Origin of the sequence: Brevibacillus centrosporus (assembly GCF_046622605.1) — a bacterium.
Taxonomy (GTDB): domain Bacteria; phylum Bacillota; class Bacilli; order Brevibacillales; family Brevibacillaceae; genus Brevibacillus; species Brevibacillus centrosporus.
This window is the reverse complement of the sequence record NZ_CP176856.1, coordinates 1,152,516-1,170,563: the sequence shown is the minus strand read 5'-3', so window position 1 is coordinate 1,170,563 and position 18,048 is coordinate 1,152,516. Positions and strand designations below refer to the sequence as shown.

Genomic DNA, 18,048 nt, shown 5'->3' with positions numbered 1-18,048 from the left:
GTAACAGCAGCTGACGCCGCCTCTCTGCAGGCGCGTTGGCTTTTTCTTTTTTTCCCTGCCAGTCGGTTGTGCAATTCGTGTTTTTTGGCTTTAATGGAGAAAACAGCCTTTTTGGAAAAGGAGAGACCTCGCGATGAAAACGCCGCTTCACGACATTTTTGAGGAGCACCGCATTGGACTTTCCTCTGAGATTGGCCTGAAAACCCTGTTGGACAAAGCCTCTTTGGAGGAGCTCTCCCCCGCTTCAAACGATTCCGAGAAAATTCTCTTTCTGGCCATTGATATGCAAAATGACTTTATGGAAAAGGGTCAACTGGCGGTACCTGGCTCACACCAAGATATACACAATTCAGTACGCTTTCTGTACACACATCTGGAGAAAATCACACGAATTGCCGTTTCCCTCGATACCCATCAGCCCGATCAAATCTTTCACCCCATCTGGTGGGTGGACGCAGAGGGGAATCATCCTGCCCCCTTTACGGTCATTACACCAGAAGACGTACTGAGCGGAAAGTGGCTGCCTGTCCATGACGCTGAGGAGAGTCTTGCTTACGTCCAAAAGCTCGCGGAGCAAAGCAAAAAAGAGCTCTGCATCTGGCCGTACCATTGCCTCGAAGGTTCTTATGGCGCAGCCTTGGAGAGCCAGTTTGCCAATATGGTTTTCTTCCATTCCGCAGCTCGTCGATCGACGCCTTTGCGAATTGTCAAGGGCCAGGATCCCTTGAGTGAAATGTACGGCATCATCAAACCGGAAGTGGCTCCCGCTGACGAGCCAGGCAACGAGGAGCTTTTGCGCGAGCTGAAAAACTACGATCGGATCATCGTGGTCGGAGAAGCAAAATCTCACTGTGTACTGGAGTCCCTGCGACAGATTCTGGAGTACTACCAGGCGGAGCCGGACGTGACTTCTCGCATCGTCGTTCTTTCCGATTGCATGAGTCCAATCCCTGGCTTCGAGGAGAGCACCGAAGAGACTCTTGCCCACTTTCAGGAAACGTATGGAATCACGGTCACCACCTCTACCGCTTGCACGCTGTAATAGCAGATGACGACGAAAAGGAGCGATCTGGATGAGAATCGGTATATACGGCAGCAGCTTCGATCCCATTACCTACAGCCATCTCTTCACGGCAGCCACAGTTGCGCGCCGCAGACGCCTGGACAAGGTGATTTTTGTGCCCTGCTCTTCCCTGCGGCACGACAAAAAGCTGCAGACCGATGATGAGCACCGCCTGAACATGCTGAAGATGGCCCTTGAGACCAGCGCGCATAAAAAGAACAGCTTGGGAGAGCCGCTCTTTGAAATATCGACGGTCGAAATGGACGCCTTGCCGGGAGAGACCTATACGTACGACACCATGATTCATTTACGAAAAAAATACCCGAACGACGAGCTGTACTTTATCATGGGCTCTGATCTGCTCGCGGGCCTGTCTAGCTGGGGCAATGCCGAGAAGCTCGTATCACAATTTCAGTTCATCGTCATGTCTCGTGAGGGCTATCCATCCGCCGATCTGATCGCAGAGGACCCGCTGCTGCGCAATCATGACGAGCATTTTTTAATCATGAGCAAAGGAATCAACATGGGCATCAGCTCGACCTACATACGCGACGAAATTCGCAAAGGTGGCGACCCCAGCTTTCTTTTGCCTGATGTCTGCCTGCAATATATTTATGAAAAAGGTATTTACCGCGAGATTCGCGAGTGAGTCATTTCTGCATCCCGCTCGTAAAAAAACACAGCCGGCAAATAAGAGCGACTGTGTTTTTTACTTTTCAATTTGAAAGACAAAGCGCCACTTTGCGGTGTTGCCCGAGTATCTTCCCCGATTTTCCGTTACAACCACGTCCATTTGGACAGTTGTTTGCTGCTCGGTCAGAGAGCTCACTGCTATTTCGCTGCTGGCAGCCGTTCATCGTTAAAAAATAATGGACGTCCTTACGCAAAAAAGGCAGTCAGGACTGCTTTTCCTAACTGCCACTTGCATCGTTCGCTTATTCGCTACTTTGCTTCTTCCAGTCTTTTTTGCCCGAAAGGCAGCAGCTTGTCTACGGCCAAGAGAGGACTGCCTGCGAGCACCAGGTAAAGGGACATGGTAAGCAAGGCAATGTGCAGCTCGTTGCCCGTGAAAAATCCTCTTTCGCTTGGCATGACAACCATGACGACGATCATGATCCATGCAAACAAAAGTGGGACGATTCGTGTTCCCAGCCCGATCAGGACGAGGATTCCCCCAAACAGCTCGATCGTTGCCACGACATTCGCCATCCATCCTGGAATGCCCAGCGAAGAGAAAAATCCTGCTGTCCCCTCCAACGCCTGAAACTTGTCCAGTCCGTGATTGATGAAGACCAGCCCCAGAATGACACGTACCAGCAATGCTCCTACTTCCTGCATCGTTTTCTTACTCATTTCGACTCCTCCTTCAAGATATTGGGTAAGCTGATTTTAAACTACATAGTGTAGTGTAATCGTGTAAAAAAAATCAGGCCATGGAGACCCAGAAAAGCTGACTTAACAAGAAGATGACACCCAGGGAAATACATACGGATACTGTCGGCACTTGAAAAGGTGCCTCTTTTTTCGGATCCAGCAGCCGTTGAATACGATAGTTGATCGCCGTATCAGCAAAGGACACATGAGCAGCCTGTGTGACCGAAGCGATTTGCCTTTGCTTCAGCAGCTTCAGGAGTGCTCTGCCCAAATCGGCCATTCCCCCTGTCTGCTCCATCGCATGACGGTCAGCCAGCACTTCACGCACCACTTTGTAATGCGAATGAATATGCTTTAAGACGGGCAAGTACCAGAAAACGTTGGCAAGCAGGGAAAGGAAAAATACCTTCAACGGATCAGCGTGTTCCTCGTGGTACGCTTCATGATGAATCACGGCCGCCAGCTCTCTTTCGTCCAGCAAATCCAGCAAGCCTGTCGAAAGCACAATCCGGCGTCGGCGCAGTCCCACCGTAAATGCCAAAGGCTCGCGACTGTTGACCACGTAAACATCGTCTTTGCCAAAGCGATAGGCGCCTCTCAGCTGATTGGTCTTTTCCACATGCAGATTCCGCAGCAGAGTCGCATCAAACCGGCGGCACAGCCGAATTTGTCTGACTGTCATCCAGATCGCCCATACAAACGTATACAGTACCAGCACGTCGAGCAGATAGCCCGCCGAGGAAAAGCCAAGGGAATGAATCGTCGTTTTGCACAGCTGCAGGAAGTTGAAATGCAGATCCCAACCCATCATGGTGTAAAACAAGTACATACCCATTTGAATAGAAACGAGTGCGGCTATCGTAAGCCCCGACAAAAAGAGCATTCGCGATCGATTTTCCCACATGGCTTATTTTCCCTTTTTCAAAGAATTGATTTTTTCTTCTAGCAGCTCCAACAGCTCTGGATCCGCATCCTCCAGCTCATCGAGCATATGCGTGATCGCGAGTGGTCCGAATTCCTCCATCAGCTCATGCGTCAGTTCCTTGGATTGATTATTGATAAAATCCTCCTTGGACTGTACGGGCTGAAATAAGGAGGAGCGCCCAGCCGCTCTTTTTTCTAGAAAGCCTTTTTCCACCAGCCGATTCATGACGGTCATGACCGTGTTGAAATTGACTTGCTTGTCCGATTCGAGCCTTTGCTGTACGTCTTTAATACTCAGCTCATGCGCGAGCTCGCGGCTGTCCCACAGTATTTCCATGATCTTCGCCTCAAGCGGGCCAAAAAAACGATTCAAGCCGCTCTCTTTCATCTTAAAGTGCTGCAGTTTCATTGCATTCACCTCACACTACCAATTGTAGTGTTGGTATCTATGGAAGTCAACAGGCCCGGGACTATTTTCCAGCCCGAGCCTGTTGACTTTCCTCACTTTTTCAAGCTTCAGATGCGATCCGAACCTTTTGTTTCTTGCTTCGATAGTTTACCAAGCAAATACTCAAGACAATCAGTACCAACCCGGCAACCAGCGAAAACGTAAACGGCTCGTGCAAAAACAGCGTACCCGTCGCTACCGCAATCAAAGGTACTAGGAACGTGAAGGACGCAATCTTGCTAGCATCGCCGCTATTCATCAGATGGAAGTAGATGACAAACGCAACGGGTATGCCGAGTGTCGCACCAAACCCTAATCCAAACACGTAGCCGCCGCTCCAGACGATATCTGACCAGCTCTCGAAAATAGTCCCTGCTCCTGTCAGCAGCGCGCCGCCAATCACAAATTGCAGGGCAACCATCCACAGGGAATCTACCTTGCTGCTCTCTCTTTTCACATAAATGACGCCGAGTGCCCAGCTGATCGCAGTCAAGATCGCAAGCACAACACCGACGATCGATATTTGTCCTTGCAGGCCATCTGCACTGACCGCCAAAATCCCGCAAAACCCAATCAGCAAGCCCACGATCTTTAGAAGGGACATCTTCTCGCCTAACCAAAGCCAAGCGAACAAGCCGATCAGCACTGGCTGAAAATACACGAGTACCGAGAACAGCCCACCTGGCAAGTACACCAGACCCGCTGTTTGCATGCCATAAAAAAGAGCCGCATTGAGCAGAGCGGACACACAGTAACGGGACCAGTTCTGTCGCCATTTCATTTTCTTCCAGGTAGGAATTAAAAATACTGCCAGCAGCAATCCTCCTAAGAACGCCCGCATTCCTGCGAATAGAAGAGGTGGAGTATAAGGCAGCGCCGCTTTATAGATGGACCAAGAGATACCCCAGATCAGGACTAGGCAAGCGATGGCGAGTGTGGTTTTCCTCGTCGAATTTCCCATGAGGGACCTCCCTTTTCTTACTTTTCGGCAGTCACTCTCTAAATGAAAGGAAAGCCTGAGCATCGTCTAGTCTATACCCATTTGCCTGCTCATTACAAGACCCTAAATCCGCCATCGGTGTGCAAACGGTTCCCTGGCGTTATGCATTTGAAAAAATTTCACTTGGAAATTTGATTACGAATCGTGCTTACAATTTTATCTTTTTGGAAAGGCTTCACAATAAAATCCACCGCTCCAAATTGCAGCGCCTCAATGACCATTGCCTTCTGCCCCATCGCCGAGCACATCATCACCTTGGCTTGCGGGTCAAAATTCTTGATCAGTTTCAGCGCGGCGATCCCATCCACCTCTGGCATGGTGATATCCATCGTGGTAAGGTCCGGTCTTTCCAATTTGTATTTTTCAAATGCCTCTTTACCCGTTGAAGCCTCTATCACTGTATAGGCAAATTCTTCCACGATCATATTTTTCAGCACGCTTCTCATAAATGCCGTATCATCCACAACCATTATTTTTTTCGTCATATGGGTGCCCCTTTTCCATTTGTGTGAAGTAGAAGCCACGTTACAAGGAGCGTTACATCCCTACACGACTGCGGTAGGAAAATGGAACGCTTCTGTATTTCATGAAAGTGCAGAGGTAACTGCTCGGGTAAAATAGGGGGACTGAATAGGTACCCCTGAACCTGCCGACATTGTTGTTCCCATAAGAAATCTAATTGGTCTACGTGCTCCACACCCTCAGCAATCACCTCGGCGATAGAGACAATCATGGAGATGATCGCTGCATCATGCTTGTTCGTAGTGACATACCTTCACCTTCGAAAATAATCAATACCCAGATAAGAGAATAGGCAAGAGAAAGGCAGTAGGCCAACCATCTATGAAAAGGTAGCGCTTGTTTTTCTTTTGCAAATACAAAAAGCAGCAGCCCGATCGCGAGGGTCAGACGGGAGATCAAATAAAACCAAGTCGCCTTGTAGGCAGAGCATTCCGATAAAAAGAATGGCATTCCTTTATAGGAAAGCGCATGGAATATCTCTAGCACCCCAACAGACAGGAAAAGAGCCCCCATCCAAAGTCGTTTTTGAGAAAAGACATGGGAAAAAACATCCATTCCTAACGCTTGCTGCGCACCAAGCAGATTGCCTTTTTCATAGGATTCTACCGCTTGCACGGCAAACTGATGAACAGCCTTATGCGGTTCTTCAAGTTGTCTAAAGGAAGGCTGATCTTTTGCGGCAACTGGCCATAATACCAGGCCACAAGCCTGCAGGTTTTATGGGAGGCTGCTTGCTTGGCATCGATCTAATAGCATGTTATAGATTTTCCATTTCCAGAGAAGATGCCCCCAATAATTTCGAATGATGGATCCTAGACAGAGAAATTTTCACACAAAAAAACCGACCTTATTTTTACGAACAAATAGGGTCGGTTGCACTACTCGCTCCCTGCCATTCAAGTGCCCACATACGAATGACAGATCATCGCTTCCACAGTCATTTAGTTAAGTTGAGGTCATAATTTCGAATACTGCAACGCTTTAACCAATCAAAGGTGTTATAGTCGTATTTACCTATACAGTCTGTGAACACATAGTGAAAAGGAGCGAAAAAAATCAACTCTTTCATTATTGATTCTTTTTTCCTATTACTCAATACCCTGTTTCCTATAAACGAAACATCCCAAGCAAAACTTTTTTGAGTTCCATGCTGCACACGATCAAGTCTCAATTGGCTTTCTTTTTCTTCTGGCGATACATCCTGCTGTCCGCAGAAAAGATCATATTTTGACTAAAAAAAGAAATAGCAGGTATGCGGGCTGGTTCCCTTTGAAGTTGGCACGCGAAACAAAAAGCCCGTATATTCGTGATATACCGGGCTTGTTTTACAATCGTCTTCAATTTCGTTCCGCTAAAAACTGCTCAAAATCATCCGTCGCCAGCGGTCTGCTGAACAGGTAGCCTTGCCCGTGAGCACAGCCGTTTTGCTGCAAAGCTTCTGCTTGGTCATCCAGCTCGATGCCTTCCGCGATGACGTTCATCTGCAAGCTGTCCGCAATCGTCACAATCGCCTTCACGATCGCCTGACTCTCCTGATTATGGTGAATATCCCGAATAAACGATGCGTCTATTTTGATTGTATCGACTGGCAAGCTCTTGATGTAGCTAAAGGAGCTGTAGCCAGTCCCGAAATCGTCGATCGAGATGTGAATGCCCGCTTCTCGCAGCTGCTTGAGAACCGCCGTCGCTTCTTCCATTTTGACAAAAATGCTCTCGGTAATTTCCAGTTCCAGCCACTGTGCCGATAGCCCAATCTCTTCCAAGACCCCTGTAATTCTCTCTACCAGATCCTTCTGGAAAATTTGCCGCGCGGATAGGTTTACGGACACCTTTAGCATATGCCCTTGATCATGCCACTTCTTGTTTTGCTTACAAGCTTCTCTCAGAATCCACTCGCCAAGCTCGAGGATCATCCCGCTCTCTTCTGCAATTGGAATGAATTTGCCTGGAGATATGACTCCCAGCTCCGGATGCACCCAGCGTACGAGTGCTTCCATTCCCGTCAGCTTCTGGGAGCTGATATCCATTTTCGGCTGGTAATAGACGTGGAATTGCTGCTGGTCAATCGCTTTGCGCATCTCGTTTTCCATCAGGATACGCTCCAGCGATTTTGCCTCCATCGTTGGATCGAAAAACGAATATCCGTTGCGTCCTTGCGATTTCACGGAATACAAGGCGGTGTCGGCTCGTTTCAGCAGGTCCTCCGCTGTGTCGCCATCCTGCGGAAACAGCGCGATCCCGATGCTGCACGAGATGTTCACCAGATGTCCACTTAACTCGAACGGCTTTTGCAGCTGTCCCATGATCAAGTCCGCTACTTCCTCCGCTCGCTTGGAGTCTCCCTGCTGGCCTAGCAGAATCGTGAATTCATCCCCGCCCAAACGTGCCACCATGTCTGACGGCTGTATGCAAGATTTTAGGCGCTTCGCCATTTCGACCAGCAGCAGATCTCCGATATCGTGCCCGAAGGAGTCATTGATGTCTTTGAAACGGTCCATATCGAGAAACAAGACGGCCAGGTTGGACTGGAAACGCTTGCCCTGCATGATTTCCTTGGTCAGATGCTGGACGTACATCCGGCGATTCGGCAGGTCCGTCAGAGAGTCATGATAGGCCAAATGATGAATCATTTCCTCCGTCAGCTTGCGTTCCGTAATATCGCGCGTAACGAGTATCAGCTTGGTCACGTTTCCCTGTTCGTCGAAAACCGGACTGGTCTTCGTCTCCGTCCAGATCGCAACCGCACGCTCGGATTTGATGCGGCATTCCGCCATGTAGCCTTTTCCCGTGGAATACGTATAGCGGATCGCATAGCTCATGATGTCCCGATCCTCTTCCACGATCCATTCGAGCAGATTTTGAAACTTTTCAGCTGGCACATCGTGTTCCCACAGGGTTTGATGCGAAGGCGACAAATACAAAAAATCCCCATCCGAATTGATCACTGAGATGATGTCGGACGTATTTTCGGCGATGATGCGATACCTGGCTTCGCTCGCCAGCATTTCTGCCTCCATTGCCTTGCGGTCGGTGATGTCGTTGCGAATAGAAACGTACTGATAGATTTTCCCCGCCTGATTCATAAAGGGAACAATCGTCGTGTCAACCCAGTACAAAGTACCATCCTTCGCTTTATTCTTGATTTCCCCGCGCCATATTTGACCCGATCCGATCGTTGCCCACATGTTTTTGAAAAATTCTTTGGAATGATGACCGGAATTCAACAGGCGGTGATCCTGCCCGATCAGCTCATCTCGACTGTATTTGGATATGCGGCAAAATTGGTCATTGGCGCTCTGGATAATGCCCCGATGATCCGTGATCGCCACAATGGTGGACTTGTCCAGCGCTCTGCGTACATCAGCAAGATCCCGCAGGGCGCGCTTTAGTTTTTCGTCTTTTTCTTGCAGCAGGTCTTCCCATTCCTGCGGCGAGAGGTCTACTATCGCTTCGGTTCTCATCTATCTATCACCAGTTCCCCTAGTCTATGTACAAAAAGGACCCTATCCCAAACGGATTGGATCATGGCTTCATTGTACCATGAACTTCCAAAAGGTCTATGGGCGGAGATGAAGAGCTTTTCAACATTTCTGTAAACGTTGGCTTCAGGTGCGGAAGCAGGATTCGTTAGGCGTTTCTTTCAAAGGAAATTATCATAGAGCTTTAGTATTCTTATACTTCGTCAGGCAACAGTATGTAGTAAAGAATGTTATGTAGTAAAAAATGCGATGGACTCAGCCCATCGCATTTTTTCTATAGACGGAAATTTACGGAAGACAGATATTGCTTAACATCGTCGTAAAAATTTTCTCTTGTACCAAACCAAACGAAGTAAATATGCTGTTCGGTCGGATCATACAGATAGCAGAGTCGAACGGCAATTCCATTTATCATCCAATCATAGGACCAAAATGGGCGAAGATTCTCCTTGAGCGGGTACCCTAGCGTAGGTGTTTGAAGAATTGCGTCGCGTTTTTCTTCAAACTTTCTAACCAGGGCACTTTGTCTGGTTTCAAGTTTCTTTAGTGTTTTCTCCAATTTCTTGGTCAAAGAATACGTCAAGTCCATTGAAATCATCTACCTCGCCATCGTCGACCGAATCACCCGACATATCACGTTCAAACTCCTGAATACGACGATCCATCAGCTTATTCAATTCTATAATACGACGCGAAATTTCATCGGCTAACTCATCACCTGTTAGCCCCTCCGCAATCGCTTCCCGGACAATCTCTCTGGTGTCAAAATCAATCGTGGTGTTAGCATCTTCCTTCACAGGCTCAAGAAAAATACCACCGTCTCTTAAATATGCTGCAACCGTAGTACCAAAGCCGAGATGATCGAAAAAGCTCTTCGGTATCGTAATCTGCCTTTTTCCAGTTACCGTGATTTTCTTGTATCCAACTATCCCTGCTTCGCCCGAATGCAGGTTTTTCATCATAGTTTAAATTCAACTCTCTTCACATTAGACTCAATGGTCTTCACATTAGACTTATGGTCTTCACAATTAGACTCTACGGTCTTCACAATTAGACTCTATGGTCTTCACAATTAGACTCTACGGTCTTCACAATTAGACTCTATGGTCTTCACAATTAGACTCTACGGTCTTCACAATTAGACTCTACGGTCTTCACAATTAGACTCTGTTCTTAATGGGCGGTTAAAGAATAGTGGAATAACTAATCACTGCCAACTTTAATCAAGGACAAATCAAGGATATAAAAAATGGATGTATTTGTCAAGATCAAGGATGTATCCTTGAAAAAAGTTTGCCCTAGCACGTTGCTTAATTATCTTGTCTACTCAAAAAAGACCAGTTCCTTATCTGAAAATAGGAACTGGCCCTTCATGCACAATTTAGATTACCTTGTTTTCCTCCAGCTGTCGGATCGTCTCTTCCGAATACTGCAGCTCCTGTAAGACCTCGCGCGTATGCTGACCGAGCAGCGGCGCAGGACGCTTGATCTGACCGGGCGTCTGAGAAAATTTCGCTGGAAATCCGAGACTCTGAATCGTTCCCGCCAGCGGATGCTCGTACTCGATCACCATGTCTCGCGAGCGGATATGGGGGTCATTTAGAGCCTCGTCATACTGATAGATCGGGCTGGACGGCACCCCAGCTGCATCGAGCTTTTCCAGCCAATATTGCGAATCCTGTTGGACGAGTACGGACTCAATGATTTTTTCCAGCTCCGGCAGATTAGCCGTACGCTCGCTGTTGGTCAAAAAGCGCGGGTCGTCGATGAGCTCTTCCCTTCCGATCACTTCCTTGCAAAACTTCTCCCACAGCTTCTGATTTCCCGCCCCAACCAGAATGTTTCCGTTTTTGGTCGAGAACCCTTGATAAGGAGCTGTCACTCGGTGAGCGGAGCCGTTTGCTTTTGAAACTTCACCTGCTCCGAAGTAAGCAGCAGACTCCCAGACGGTCCAGGCAAGTCCTGAATCAACCAGCGACAGATCAATATGCTGGCCTTCCCCAGTCGTCATTTTGTGGATGTAGGCTGCCATGATCGAGTATATGGCTGTAACCCCTGCGGCGATGTCATGAATGGCAATGCCGTTTTTGACCGGACGTCCATTCTTTTCTCCCGTCATGCTCATGAGCCCGGACAAGCCCTGCGCCATGATGTCATAACCGCCCTTGTGACTGTAAGGCCCTGTCTGTCCGTACCCGGAGATCGAGCAATAAATCAGGCCTGGGTTCAGCTCGCGCAAAGTCTCGTAGTCGATCCCCAGCTTTTTCGTCACACCGGGACGGTAGTTCTCGATAAACACATCCGCAGACCGGACGAGATCGTACAGGATTTCTCGGCCTGCCTCTTCCTTGATATTGAGGCGAATCCCCCGCTTGTTGCGGTTCGCCATCATGAAGCTGTAGCTCTCTTCCTCGAAATACGGGCCCATGATGCGGCTATCGTCGCCATTCGGGTATTTTTCTACCTTGATCACATCGGCTCCCAAATCGCCCAGCACCATCGTGCAATACGGTCCTGCGAGCACCTGCGTCAAGTCTATCACTCTCATGTGTTGTAACGCCTGCTGCATCTTCTGCCTCCTACTCGTTACAAGCGAATCAGTATACTCCTGTTCAGCTCCGCGACGGAATTGCTACCGGACAATGCTACGGATACATCCAGCTCGTTGATCAATGTGTCGAGAACACTTGCCACGCCTTTTTCGCCCGCAACCGCGAGACCGAACATGAAAGGTCGTCCGATCAGAACAGCCGTCGCCCCCAGTGCGATCGCCTTCACCACATCCGCCCCTGTGCGCACGCCACTGTCGAGCAGCACGGGAATACGTCCGTCTACCGCTTCTGCGATCGCCGGCAAAGCATCCAGTGTCGAAATGGCTCCATCTAGCTGACGTCCACCGTGATTGGATACGATGATGCCATCTACGCCGCGTTCTACAGCCAGCTTCGCATCGTCCGGGTGCAGGATGCCTTTGACCAGGATCGGCAGCTTGGTGTGCTGGCGCAGATAGTCGATGTCATCCCAGTTGAGCGTCGGATGATAAATGTTGCGGAGCACTTCCTCTACGGCATTTTCCGAGTTTACTTCGGACAGTCTGGAGCAGAAAACAGGATCCGAAACGTAGTTCGCCAAGCCTCTTCCTTCACGCAAAGGAGAGTAGCCATTGCGGAAATCGCGGCGCTTCCATCCGAGCATGATCGTGTCCACAGTAAGCACGATTGCCGAGTAGCCAGCCGCCTCCGCACGCTTGACCATGCTGGCGCATACTTCCCGATCGTTGGACCAGTACAGCTGGAACCAGCGAGGGGCATCCCCCATGGTTTCGGCGATTTGTTCCAGCGTATGAGCGGAAACGGTGCTGACGACCATCGGTACGCCAGCCGCTGCTGCTGCACGGGCCGTAGCCAGCTCGCCCTCTTCATTCGCGATTGCTTGCATGCCTACAGGTGCCAGCAGTACGGGTGTTTTCAGCTGCTGACCAAAAAGCTCGATGCCCAGCGTACGCTTGGAAACATCGCGCAGCATCCGTGGCACAATCGCCCATTTGCCAAAGGCAGCGCGATTGGAGACAAGCGTCTCTTCTGCTCCTGAGCCACCAGCAATATAGTCAAAAGGTCCTGCTGGCAAAAGCTCCCGAGCTTTTTGCTCCCAGTCCTCAATCGCGATCGGCAGCGCTTGTGTATCCTTGTTTACACGGGTAAAAAGCAAGCTTTCGTTTTTTTGTTCTGTTCCTGCCATGAAAATTCCATCCCTTCTTTTTCAGCGAAACTGCGGTTTTCGCTTCTCCAAAAACGCTTGCACGCCTTCCTTGTAATCTCCTGAATCAAATGATTGCAAGATTAGTTCGGCAATTTCGGCGTTTTCTTCCGTATGTCCATTCAGAATCGCCTGTACGATTTGCTTGGTTCCCCGCACAGACACCTGTGAACGCTCGGCGATCAAGGCAGCAAACGCATAGGTATGCTCCACAATTTCGCTGTTATGGTAAATGCGGTCGATCAGCCCGATCCGATACGCCTCTTGTACATCCAGTGATCTTGCTGTGTACAAGATTTCTTTCGCCTTGGATGGACCAACCAGGTCGACGAGTCTTTTTGTACTAGTTAAATTATAGACGATTCCCAGCTTGGATGGGGTGATCGCAAAAATTCCATCTTCTGCGCTGAAACGAAAATCACACGAAAGCGCAATATCCAGTCCCCCGCCTACCGCGTATTTCTGGATCATGGCGATCGTCGGTTTGGGAAAACGGTGCAGCCTGTCTACCGACTCCATGGACAAATCGTTGTATTCCTTCGCCTTCTGAGCGGAGGAGCGGTTGGACAAAAATTCGCTGATGTCTGCCCCCGCCGCAAACGAGGTATCATCCGCACCGCGAATGACCACTACTTTCGTCTGCTCATCGGTCTCCAGCTCCGCCAGCCGCTTGGACAGCGTAAACCACATTTCCAGGTTCAGCGCATTGCGTTTGCTCGTACGGTTCAGCACGATCGTCGCGATCGGGCCTTGCTTCTCTACGTAAATCAGCTGCTCTTGATGGCTCATACTCGTGTCACCTCGCCCCTCGTTTTATCCCTTTTTGTATTTTGCCGCCAGCTTGTTCCCGATCGTTTGAATGCATTGAACGAGCAGGATCAGGATAAAGACCGTCACGTACATGACATCGACCTCATAGCGCAGATGTCCGAAACGGTAAGCTAGATCGCCCAATCCCCCTGCGCCGACGAGCCCAGCCATAGCCGTTCCGCCAATCAGCGTGATGAGCGCAATCGTCAACCCGAGGATAATAGACGGACGTGCTTCGCGGAGCAGGACATGCCAGATGATATGCCTCGTCCGTATGCCCATCGACCTGTACGCTTCAACCACACCGCTGTCCACCTCCAAAAGTGCGCTTTCCATCAGCCGGGCGATGTTGGGAACAGCATGGACGATCAACGGAACGATAGCGCCCTTGATGCCGATAGACGTACCCACCAAAAGCTTGGTGAACGGCAGGATAAAAAACAGCAAAATAATGAACGGGATCGAACGAATGATGTTGACTACCACGTTTAAAACCTGGTAAACAACCCGATTCTCCAGCGCATTCCCCGGTCGGGTCAGGATCAGAAGAACCCCTAGCGGCAGACCGAGCAGCACAGAGAAAAGCAGGGATACCGAGACCATCTGAAAGGTTTGCACGACGGACTCCCAAATAATCGGGAGACGTCCCTCGATGAATTGTTGAATATCAGACATGGGCTACCTCCACTCCCTCGATCATGACTCCTTGTTCCTCCAAATAGGCGATGGCTCGCTTCGTTTCTTCCTGATCGCCATTCAGATGAACGACCAGTGCACCAATCGTCTCCTGCTTCAACTGGATAATACCGCCGGCCAAAATATTGGGAGACACCTGAAATTTCGAACTGACCGATGCCAGCACAGGCTTGCTCGTGCTCTCCCCCACAAAGGACAGCCGCACGACCGGCCCAGTCTGGATCAGCTCCTGCAGGACATTGGCAGGCAGCTCCTTGTGATACGTACTGTTCACAAAGCGCTTCGTCGTCGGATGAGTTGCGCGCGCATAGATGTCGACCGTCCGCCCCTGCTCGATGACTTTCCCGTTTTCCATAACAGCCACACGATCGCAAATTTTCTGGATGACGTTCATTTCGTGGGTAATGAGCATGATGGTAATTCCCAGCTCTTTGTTGATCTTGAGCAGCAGCTCCAGAATCGACTCAGTCGTCTCCGGATCTAGCGCACTGGTCGCTTCGTCACTGAGCAAAATTTCCGGCTCCTGCGCCAGTGCCCGGGCGATGGCTACTCGCTGCTTTTGACCACCTGACAGCTGGCCGGGATAGGCATCATGCTTGTCTTCCAGCCCGACGATTTTCAGATACTTGGTGACTCGCTTGTCCAGCTCCTCTTTGTCGACCTCCGTCAAACGAAGCGGAATTGCGATATTATCGTAAACATTAGCCGTCTTCAGCAGATGGAAGCCTTGAAAGATCATGCCGATTTTGCGTCTGACCTGCAGCAGCTCTTCCGCGGACAGGTTCGTTACCTCTTTGTCATTGATGACTACGGAACCGGAAGTCGGTGCTTCCAACAGATTTACGCAACGAATCAAGGTACTTTTCCCGGCACCGCTGTAGCCGATCACTCCGAAAATTTCACCCTTCTTTACTTCAAGTGAGACGTCGTCGATCGCCTGGATGGCTCCCTTTTTAGTCTGAAAGCTCTTTGAAACATTGGATAGCTTGATCACGCTGTACCAGAACCTCCTTTATTTCCTCAAACTCCTGTTAACGCAAACGGGGCCCCGCCATTTCACTGGCGGAGCCGGGTGATATTACCAGACAGGGATAACGGAGCCCTCAAAGGTATCCTCCACAAATTTTTTCACTTCGTCTGTTTGGTACGCCTTCACCAGCTTTTGTACAGCGACGTCGTCTTTGTTTTCCGTGCGAACGACGATGACATTGTGGTGCTTGGAGTCCTTTTGCTCCAGGAAGATCGCGTCTTTCCCTGGGTTCAGGTTGTTCTTGATCGCATAGCTCGTATTGATAGCCGCTGCCGTTACATCATCCAGCTGCTTGGCGATCTGTGCGGCGTCCAGTTCAACGAATTTCAGCTCGCGTGGGTTTTCGGCGATATCGAGAACGGTCGCTTCGTCCCCCGCTCCATCCTTGAGCTTGATCAAGCCGGCGCTTTGGAACAGGAGCAGGGCACGCAGGCTGTTCGTCGGGTCGTTCGGGAGTCCAATGGTATCTCCCGCTTTCAGCTCATCCAGGCTTTTGATCTTTTTGGAGTACATGCCCATTGGATTGAGGACGGTCTGACCCACCGCTGTCAGGTCTGCCCCTTTTTCTTTTTTGTACGTTTCCAGGAACGGAATCGTCTGATAGCTGTTTGCATCGATTTCTTTTTCAGCCAACGCGATATTCGGCATTTGGAAATCGGAGAATACTTTCAGTTCTACTTCCAAGCCATCCTTCGCAGCCACTTCTTTGACCTTTTCCAAAATTTGTTCATGCAGGCCGGACGTTACACCGACAACAATCTTCTTCTCGTTAATCGCCGTGCTTGACTGCGCGCCGCCCCCGCATGCTGTAAGCGCCAGAACGAGGAGCCCGGATGCTAGAATACCAAGAGCTTTTTTCATGGTGCCTTTCCCCCAATATACCGATTATACAACTATGATTACTATGAATAATAATTACAAAAAGCCCTTGCCTTAGACGCTCGCACCATCCAAGACAGCTTTTTATTATTATTCAAATAATTACAAAACGTAATATACTATACAGCTTATATCCTAGTCAATTACTATGTTTATTTTTTCGACAAAAAGAGCAGATGCACGGCAGCATCTGCTTTCTCCTTTTAACCTGTTGGCGCTTCTATTTCTTTCCTCTTCATCCTTGACCGGAATATCGCTTTGATCAGAGACGGCACCACCAAAAAGATAAACAGGGTACGGAACAGCTGATAGCATATGACGACTGACAAATCAGCGTGAACCTCTGCTGCGATAATCCCCATCTGGTCCATCCCTCCTGGAGATAGACCTAAAAAGGCGGTCATGAAGGACACCTCATGAAACTGTGTCAGCAAAAAGCTCAAGCCCATCGAGCAGCCGATTAACAATACGCCGCTGAGAACGGCCAAGATCGCCATGAGCAGCTTGTTCTTCAGCTTTTCCGGCTTCAGCAGCAAGCCGATATACCCTCCTATCATGAGCTGGCACGCATTGAGCAGAACGGAAGGCAGTGCCGGACCATGGAAGCCGGACAGATTGATCAGGATGGTAGCAATCATCGGCCCGAGAAAGATGGCAGATGGAAAGTGAATTTTTTTGCCCACGTAGGCAGCTGCCGTACATGCAATCGCAAAGACGAAGATATTCGGAAACAGTCCACTCCAACTCACCGCTGCCTTTTGGGCAAGCAAGTGCTGGCCCATACCTTCCAACCCAAACAAGGGACTGAATACAAGCATCGGCACAAAGAAAATGATCATCAGCAAACGTGAAACCTGCAGAAACGTAACAACCGTCAGATCCACTCCCTTGATCTCTTGGGCGAGCGGTATCATCTGACTCAGTCCGCCCGGGATGCTGCCCATCAAGACAGTAGGAAAAGAGGTGCCAGACAATTTGGAAACCAGGAAGGCGATACCCGCCGCGCAAAGCAGTGTCATGGCTGTCAGCAAAATCATCAGCGGCAGCTGCTGGCCGATTTGCTGGAGGGCCGCCATCGTAAAGGACAAGCCGATCGTGTAGCCGATCATGATCATGCCCGTACTTCGAACTACACCGGACCAATAAGGCCGAAACGATTTCCACAGCTTGGAGACGATCAGCACGAACAGCATCGGACCGAGCAGCCACGGGATCGGCAGATGCAGCCATTGAAATACCAAGCCGCCCACAATCGCGATGAACAAGGTAATGGAAAAGGAAGCAAAGCGTTCACTGTTCATCTTACTTCACCGCAGCTGCGATTTCCTCGAGCCGTTTTTTCACATCGCCCTTGTAGATCCCGCCGTGATAGCAGACAACTGTTTCAATAGGCAGAGCCATGAGTCTTTTTAACGAGCGGAGAGCTTCTTCCATGTCAGGAGTAGCATGTGGATTCGGCCCCTGCAGCTCGCCGTTTTCAACGACCAGCGCGTCTCCTGCAATCAGCGTCTTGCTCGCGGGGTGGTACAGACAAATGTGTCCGGGAGTATGACCTGGGGTATGAATCACCTGCAAGCCTCCGCCAAACGGCAGTACATCGCCGTCAGCTGCGACATGATTGACGTTGGCCCCTGTCTCTGGAGAAAAAGCCTGAACAAACTCGTTTCGCTCTTTTTCAGGCAGCGATTGCAGAATTCCATCGCGCATCTGCGGCTGCATTTTGATCAAAGGAAGCACGCCGTCGATGTACGACTTGTCGTCAGCATGCGCGTATACATCCAGCGGCTGCTTTGCTTCCGCCAAAAAATGCGGCAGACTCCCCACATGGTCGATATCCTGATGGGTCAAAATAACAGCATGCGGCCCATCTGCAGGCAGGCCCGCTTCCGCGATGAGACTTTGGATGGTGTCATAGCAGCCAGGCATGGCCGTATCAATCAAGGTACAAGTTTGATCGTCGTACACCACCATAGGATTGATCACCAGTTTTCTCGGCCCGATCTCGAAAGTCAATTGCAGCATTTCCAATCCTTCTGCGATTTTCATAAGTCCCATCCTCCTCTTCAC

20 protein-coding genes and 1 riboswitch are annotated in these 18,048 nt (G+C 49.7%); of the genes, 2 read left to right on the top strand and 18 right to left on the bottom strand.

Features of this window, described 5'->3' with window-relative positions:
* The first annotated feature begins 133 nt into the window (after positions 1 to 133).
* Together ACLIN2_RS06320 and nadD are read left to right on the top strand one after the other, a co-directional pair.
* Positions 134 to 1,042 carry a hypothetical protein gene (locus tag ACLIN2_RS06320; RefSeq protein ID WP_411503544.1) on the top strand — a complete coding sequence of 303 codons (909 nt, stop codon included), beginning with the start codon at positions 134 to 136 and terminating at the stop codon, positions 1,040 to 1,042.
* A 31-nt stretch (positions 1,043 to 1,073) separates the two neighbouring features.
* Positions 1,074 to 1,712: a nicotinate-nucleotide adenylyltransferase gene (nadD, locus tag ACLIN2_RS06315; RefSeq protein ID WP_122924085.1), complete on the top strand. Its 639-nt coding sequence runs from the start codon at positions 1,074 to 1,076 to the stop codon at positions 1,710 to 1,712.
* A 293-nt stretch (positions 1,713 to 2,005) separates the two neighbouring features.
* Here the strand turns inward: nadD and ACLIN2_RS06310 are convergent, their stop codons facing one another.
* From ACLIN2_RS06310 to ACLIN2_RS06225, 18 genes are all read right to left on the bottom strand, one after another.
* Positions 2,006 to 2,416, bottom strand: a complete 411-nt coding sequence (locus ACLIN2_RS06310) for a DoxX family protein (RefSeq protein WP_411503543.1) — start codon at positions 2,414 to 2,416, stop codon at positions 2,006 to 2,008.
* A gap of 73 nt (positions 2,417 to 2,489) precedes the next feature.
* Positions 2,490 to 3,341 carry a M56 family metallopeptidase gene (locus ACLIN2_RS06305; protein ID WP_411503542.1) on the bottom strand — a complete coding sequence of 284 codons (852 nt, stop codon included), beginning with the start codon at positions 3,339 to 3,341 and terminating at the stop codon, positions 2,490 to 2,492.
* A gap of 3 nt (positions 3,342 to 3,344) precedes the next feature.
* Entirely contained in the window at positions 3,345 to 3,770 is a 426-nt protein-coding gene (locus ACLIN2_RS06300) for a BlaI/MecI/CopY family transcriptional regulator (RefSeq protein ID WP_411503541.1), read from the bottom strand.
* Between the two features lie 100 nt (positions 3,771 to 3,870).
* A complete protein-coding gene (locus tag ACLIN2_RS06295) occupies positions 3,871 to 4,770 on the bottom strand; it encodes a DMT family transporter (RefSeq protein ID WP_411503540.1) in 900 nt (299 codons plus the stop codon).
* A 158-nt stretch (positions 4,771 to 4,928) separates the two neighbouring features.
* On the bottom strand, positions 4,929 to 5,294 hold the full coding sequence (locus ACLIN2_RS06290) for a response regulator (protein ID WP_400583889.1): 366 nt from the start codon (positions 5,292 to 5,294) through the stop codon (positions 4,929 to 4,931).
* Positions 5,291 to 5,542, bottom strand: a complete 252-nt coding sequence (locus ACLIN2_RS06285) for a hypothetical protein (protein ID WP_411503539.1) — start codon at positions 5,540 to 5,542, stop codon at positions 5,291 to 5,293. Before ACLIN2_RS06285 ends, ACLIN2_RS06290 begins: the two co-directional genes overlap by 4 nt.
* The gene (locus ACLIN2_RS06280) at positions 5,539 to 5,946 is read right to left on the bottom strand and encodes an MASE3 domain-containing protein (RefSeq protein ID WP_411503538.1); all 408 of its coding nucleotides are present in this window, start codon (positions 5,944 to 5,946) and stop codon (positions 5,539 to 5,541) included. The genes ACLIN2_RS06285 and ACLIN2_RS06280 overlap by 4 nt, the downstream gene beginning before the upstream one ends.
* 243 nt (positions 5,947 to 6,189) lie before the next feature.
* Positions 6,190 to 6,273: riboswitch (cyclic di-GMP riboswitch) on the bottom strand.
* Positions 6,274 to 6,668: 395 nt separating this feature from the next.
* Complete coding sequence (locus ACLIN2_RS06275; RefSeq protein WP_411503537.1) at positions 6,669 to 8,792, bottom strand: sensor domain-containing protein; 2,124 nt, start codon at positions 8,790 to 8,792, stop codon at positions 6,669 to 6,671.
* Between the two features lie 292 nt (positions 8,793 to 9,084).
* Positions 9,085 to 9,399 (bottom strand): type II toxin-antitoxin system RelE/ParE family toxin, encoded by a 315-nt coding sequence (locus ACLIN2_RS06270; RefSeq protein ID WP_411503536.1) that lies wholly within the window; start codon positions 9,397 to 9,399, stop codon positions 9,085 to 9,087.
* Positions 9,344 to 9,772, bottom strand: coding sequence for an AbrB/MazE/SpoVT family DNA-binding domain-containing protein (locus ACLIN2_RS06265; RefSeq protein WP_246071089.1), 429 nt, complete (start codon positions 9,770 to 9,772; stop codon positions 9,344 to 9,346). Before ACLIN2_RS06265 ends, ACLIN2_RS06270 begins: the two co-directional genes overlap by 56 nt.
* Before the next feature lie 419 nt (positions 9,773 to 10,191).
* Positions 10,192 to 11,379, bottom strand: coding sequence for a CaiB/BaiF CoA transferase family protein (locus tag ACLIN2_RS06260; RefSeq protein ID WP_411503535.1), 1,188 nt, complete (start codon positions 11,377 to 11,379; stop codon positions 10,192 to 10,194).
* Between the two features lie 17 nt (positions 11,380 to 11,396).
* Positions 11,397 to 12,548 (bottom strand): alpha-hydroxy-acid oxidizing protein, encoded by a 1,152-nt coding sequence (locus ACLIN2_RS06255; RefSeq protein WP_411503534.1) that lies wholly within the window; start codon positions 12,546 to 12,548, stop codon positions 11,397 to 11,399.
* A gap of 21 nt (positions 12,549 to 12,569) precedes the next feature.
* Positions 12,570 to 13,355, bottom strand: coding sequence for an enoyl-CoA hydratase/isomerase family protein (locus ACLIN2_RS06250; protein ID WP_411503533.1), 786 nt, complete (start codon positions 13,353 to 13,355; stop codon positions 12,570 to 12,572).
* A 24-nt stretch (positions 13,356 to 13,379) separates the two neighbouring features.
* The gene (locus ACLIN2_RS06245; protein ID WP_400583877.1) at positions 13,380 to 14,051 is read right to left on the bottom strand and encodes a methionine ABC transporter permease; all 672 of its coding nucleotides are present in this window, start codon (positions 14,049 to 14,051) and stop codon (positions 13,380 to 13,382) included.
* On the bottom strand, positions 14,044 to 15,066 hold the full coding sequence (locus tag ACLIN2_RS06240) for a methionine ABC transporter ATP-binding protein (protein ID WP_092266455.1): 1,023 nt from the start codon (positions 15,064 to 15,066) through the stop codon (positions 14,044 to 14,046). The genes ACLIN2_RS06245 and ACLIN2_RS06240 overlap by 8 nt, the downstream gene beginning before the upstream one ends.
* Before the next feature lie 84 nt (positions 15,067 to 15,150).
* Positions 15,151 to 15,963, bottom strand: coding sequence for a MetQ/NlpA family ABC transporter substrate-binding protein (locus ACLIN2_RS06235; protein ID WP_092266456.1), 813 nt, complete (start codon positions 15,961 to 15,963; stop codon positions 15,151 to 15,153).
* Positions 15,964 to 16,184: 221 nt separating this feature from the next.
* Positions 16,185 to 17,282 carry an AbrB family transcriptional regulator gene (locus ACLIN2_RS06230; protein ID WP_327930582.1) on the bottom strand — a complete coding sequence of 366 codons (1,098 nt, stop codon included), beginning with the start codon at positions 17,280 to 17,282 and terminating at the stop codon, positions 16,185 to 16,187.
* A gap of 1 nt (position 17,283) precedes the next feature.
* Positions 17,284 to 18,027 carry an MBL fold metallo-hydrolase gene (locus ACLIN2_RS06225; protein ID WP_411503532.1) on the bottom strand — a complete coding sequence of 248 codons (744 nt, stop codon included), beginning with the start codon at positions 18,025 to 18,027 and terminating at the stop codon, positions 17,284 to 17,286.
* Positions 18,028 to 18,048: the final 21 nt, after the last annotated feature.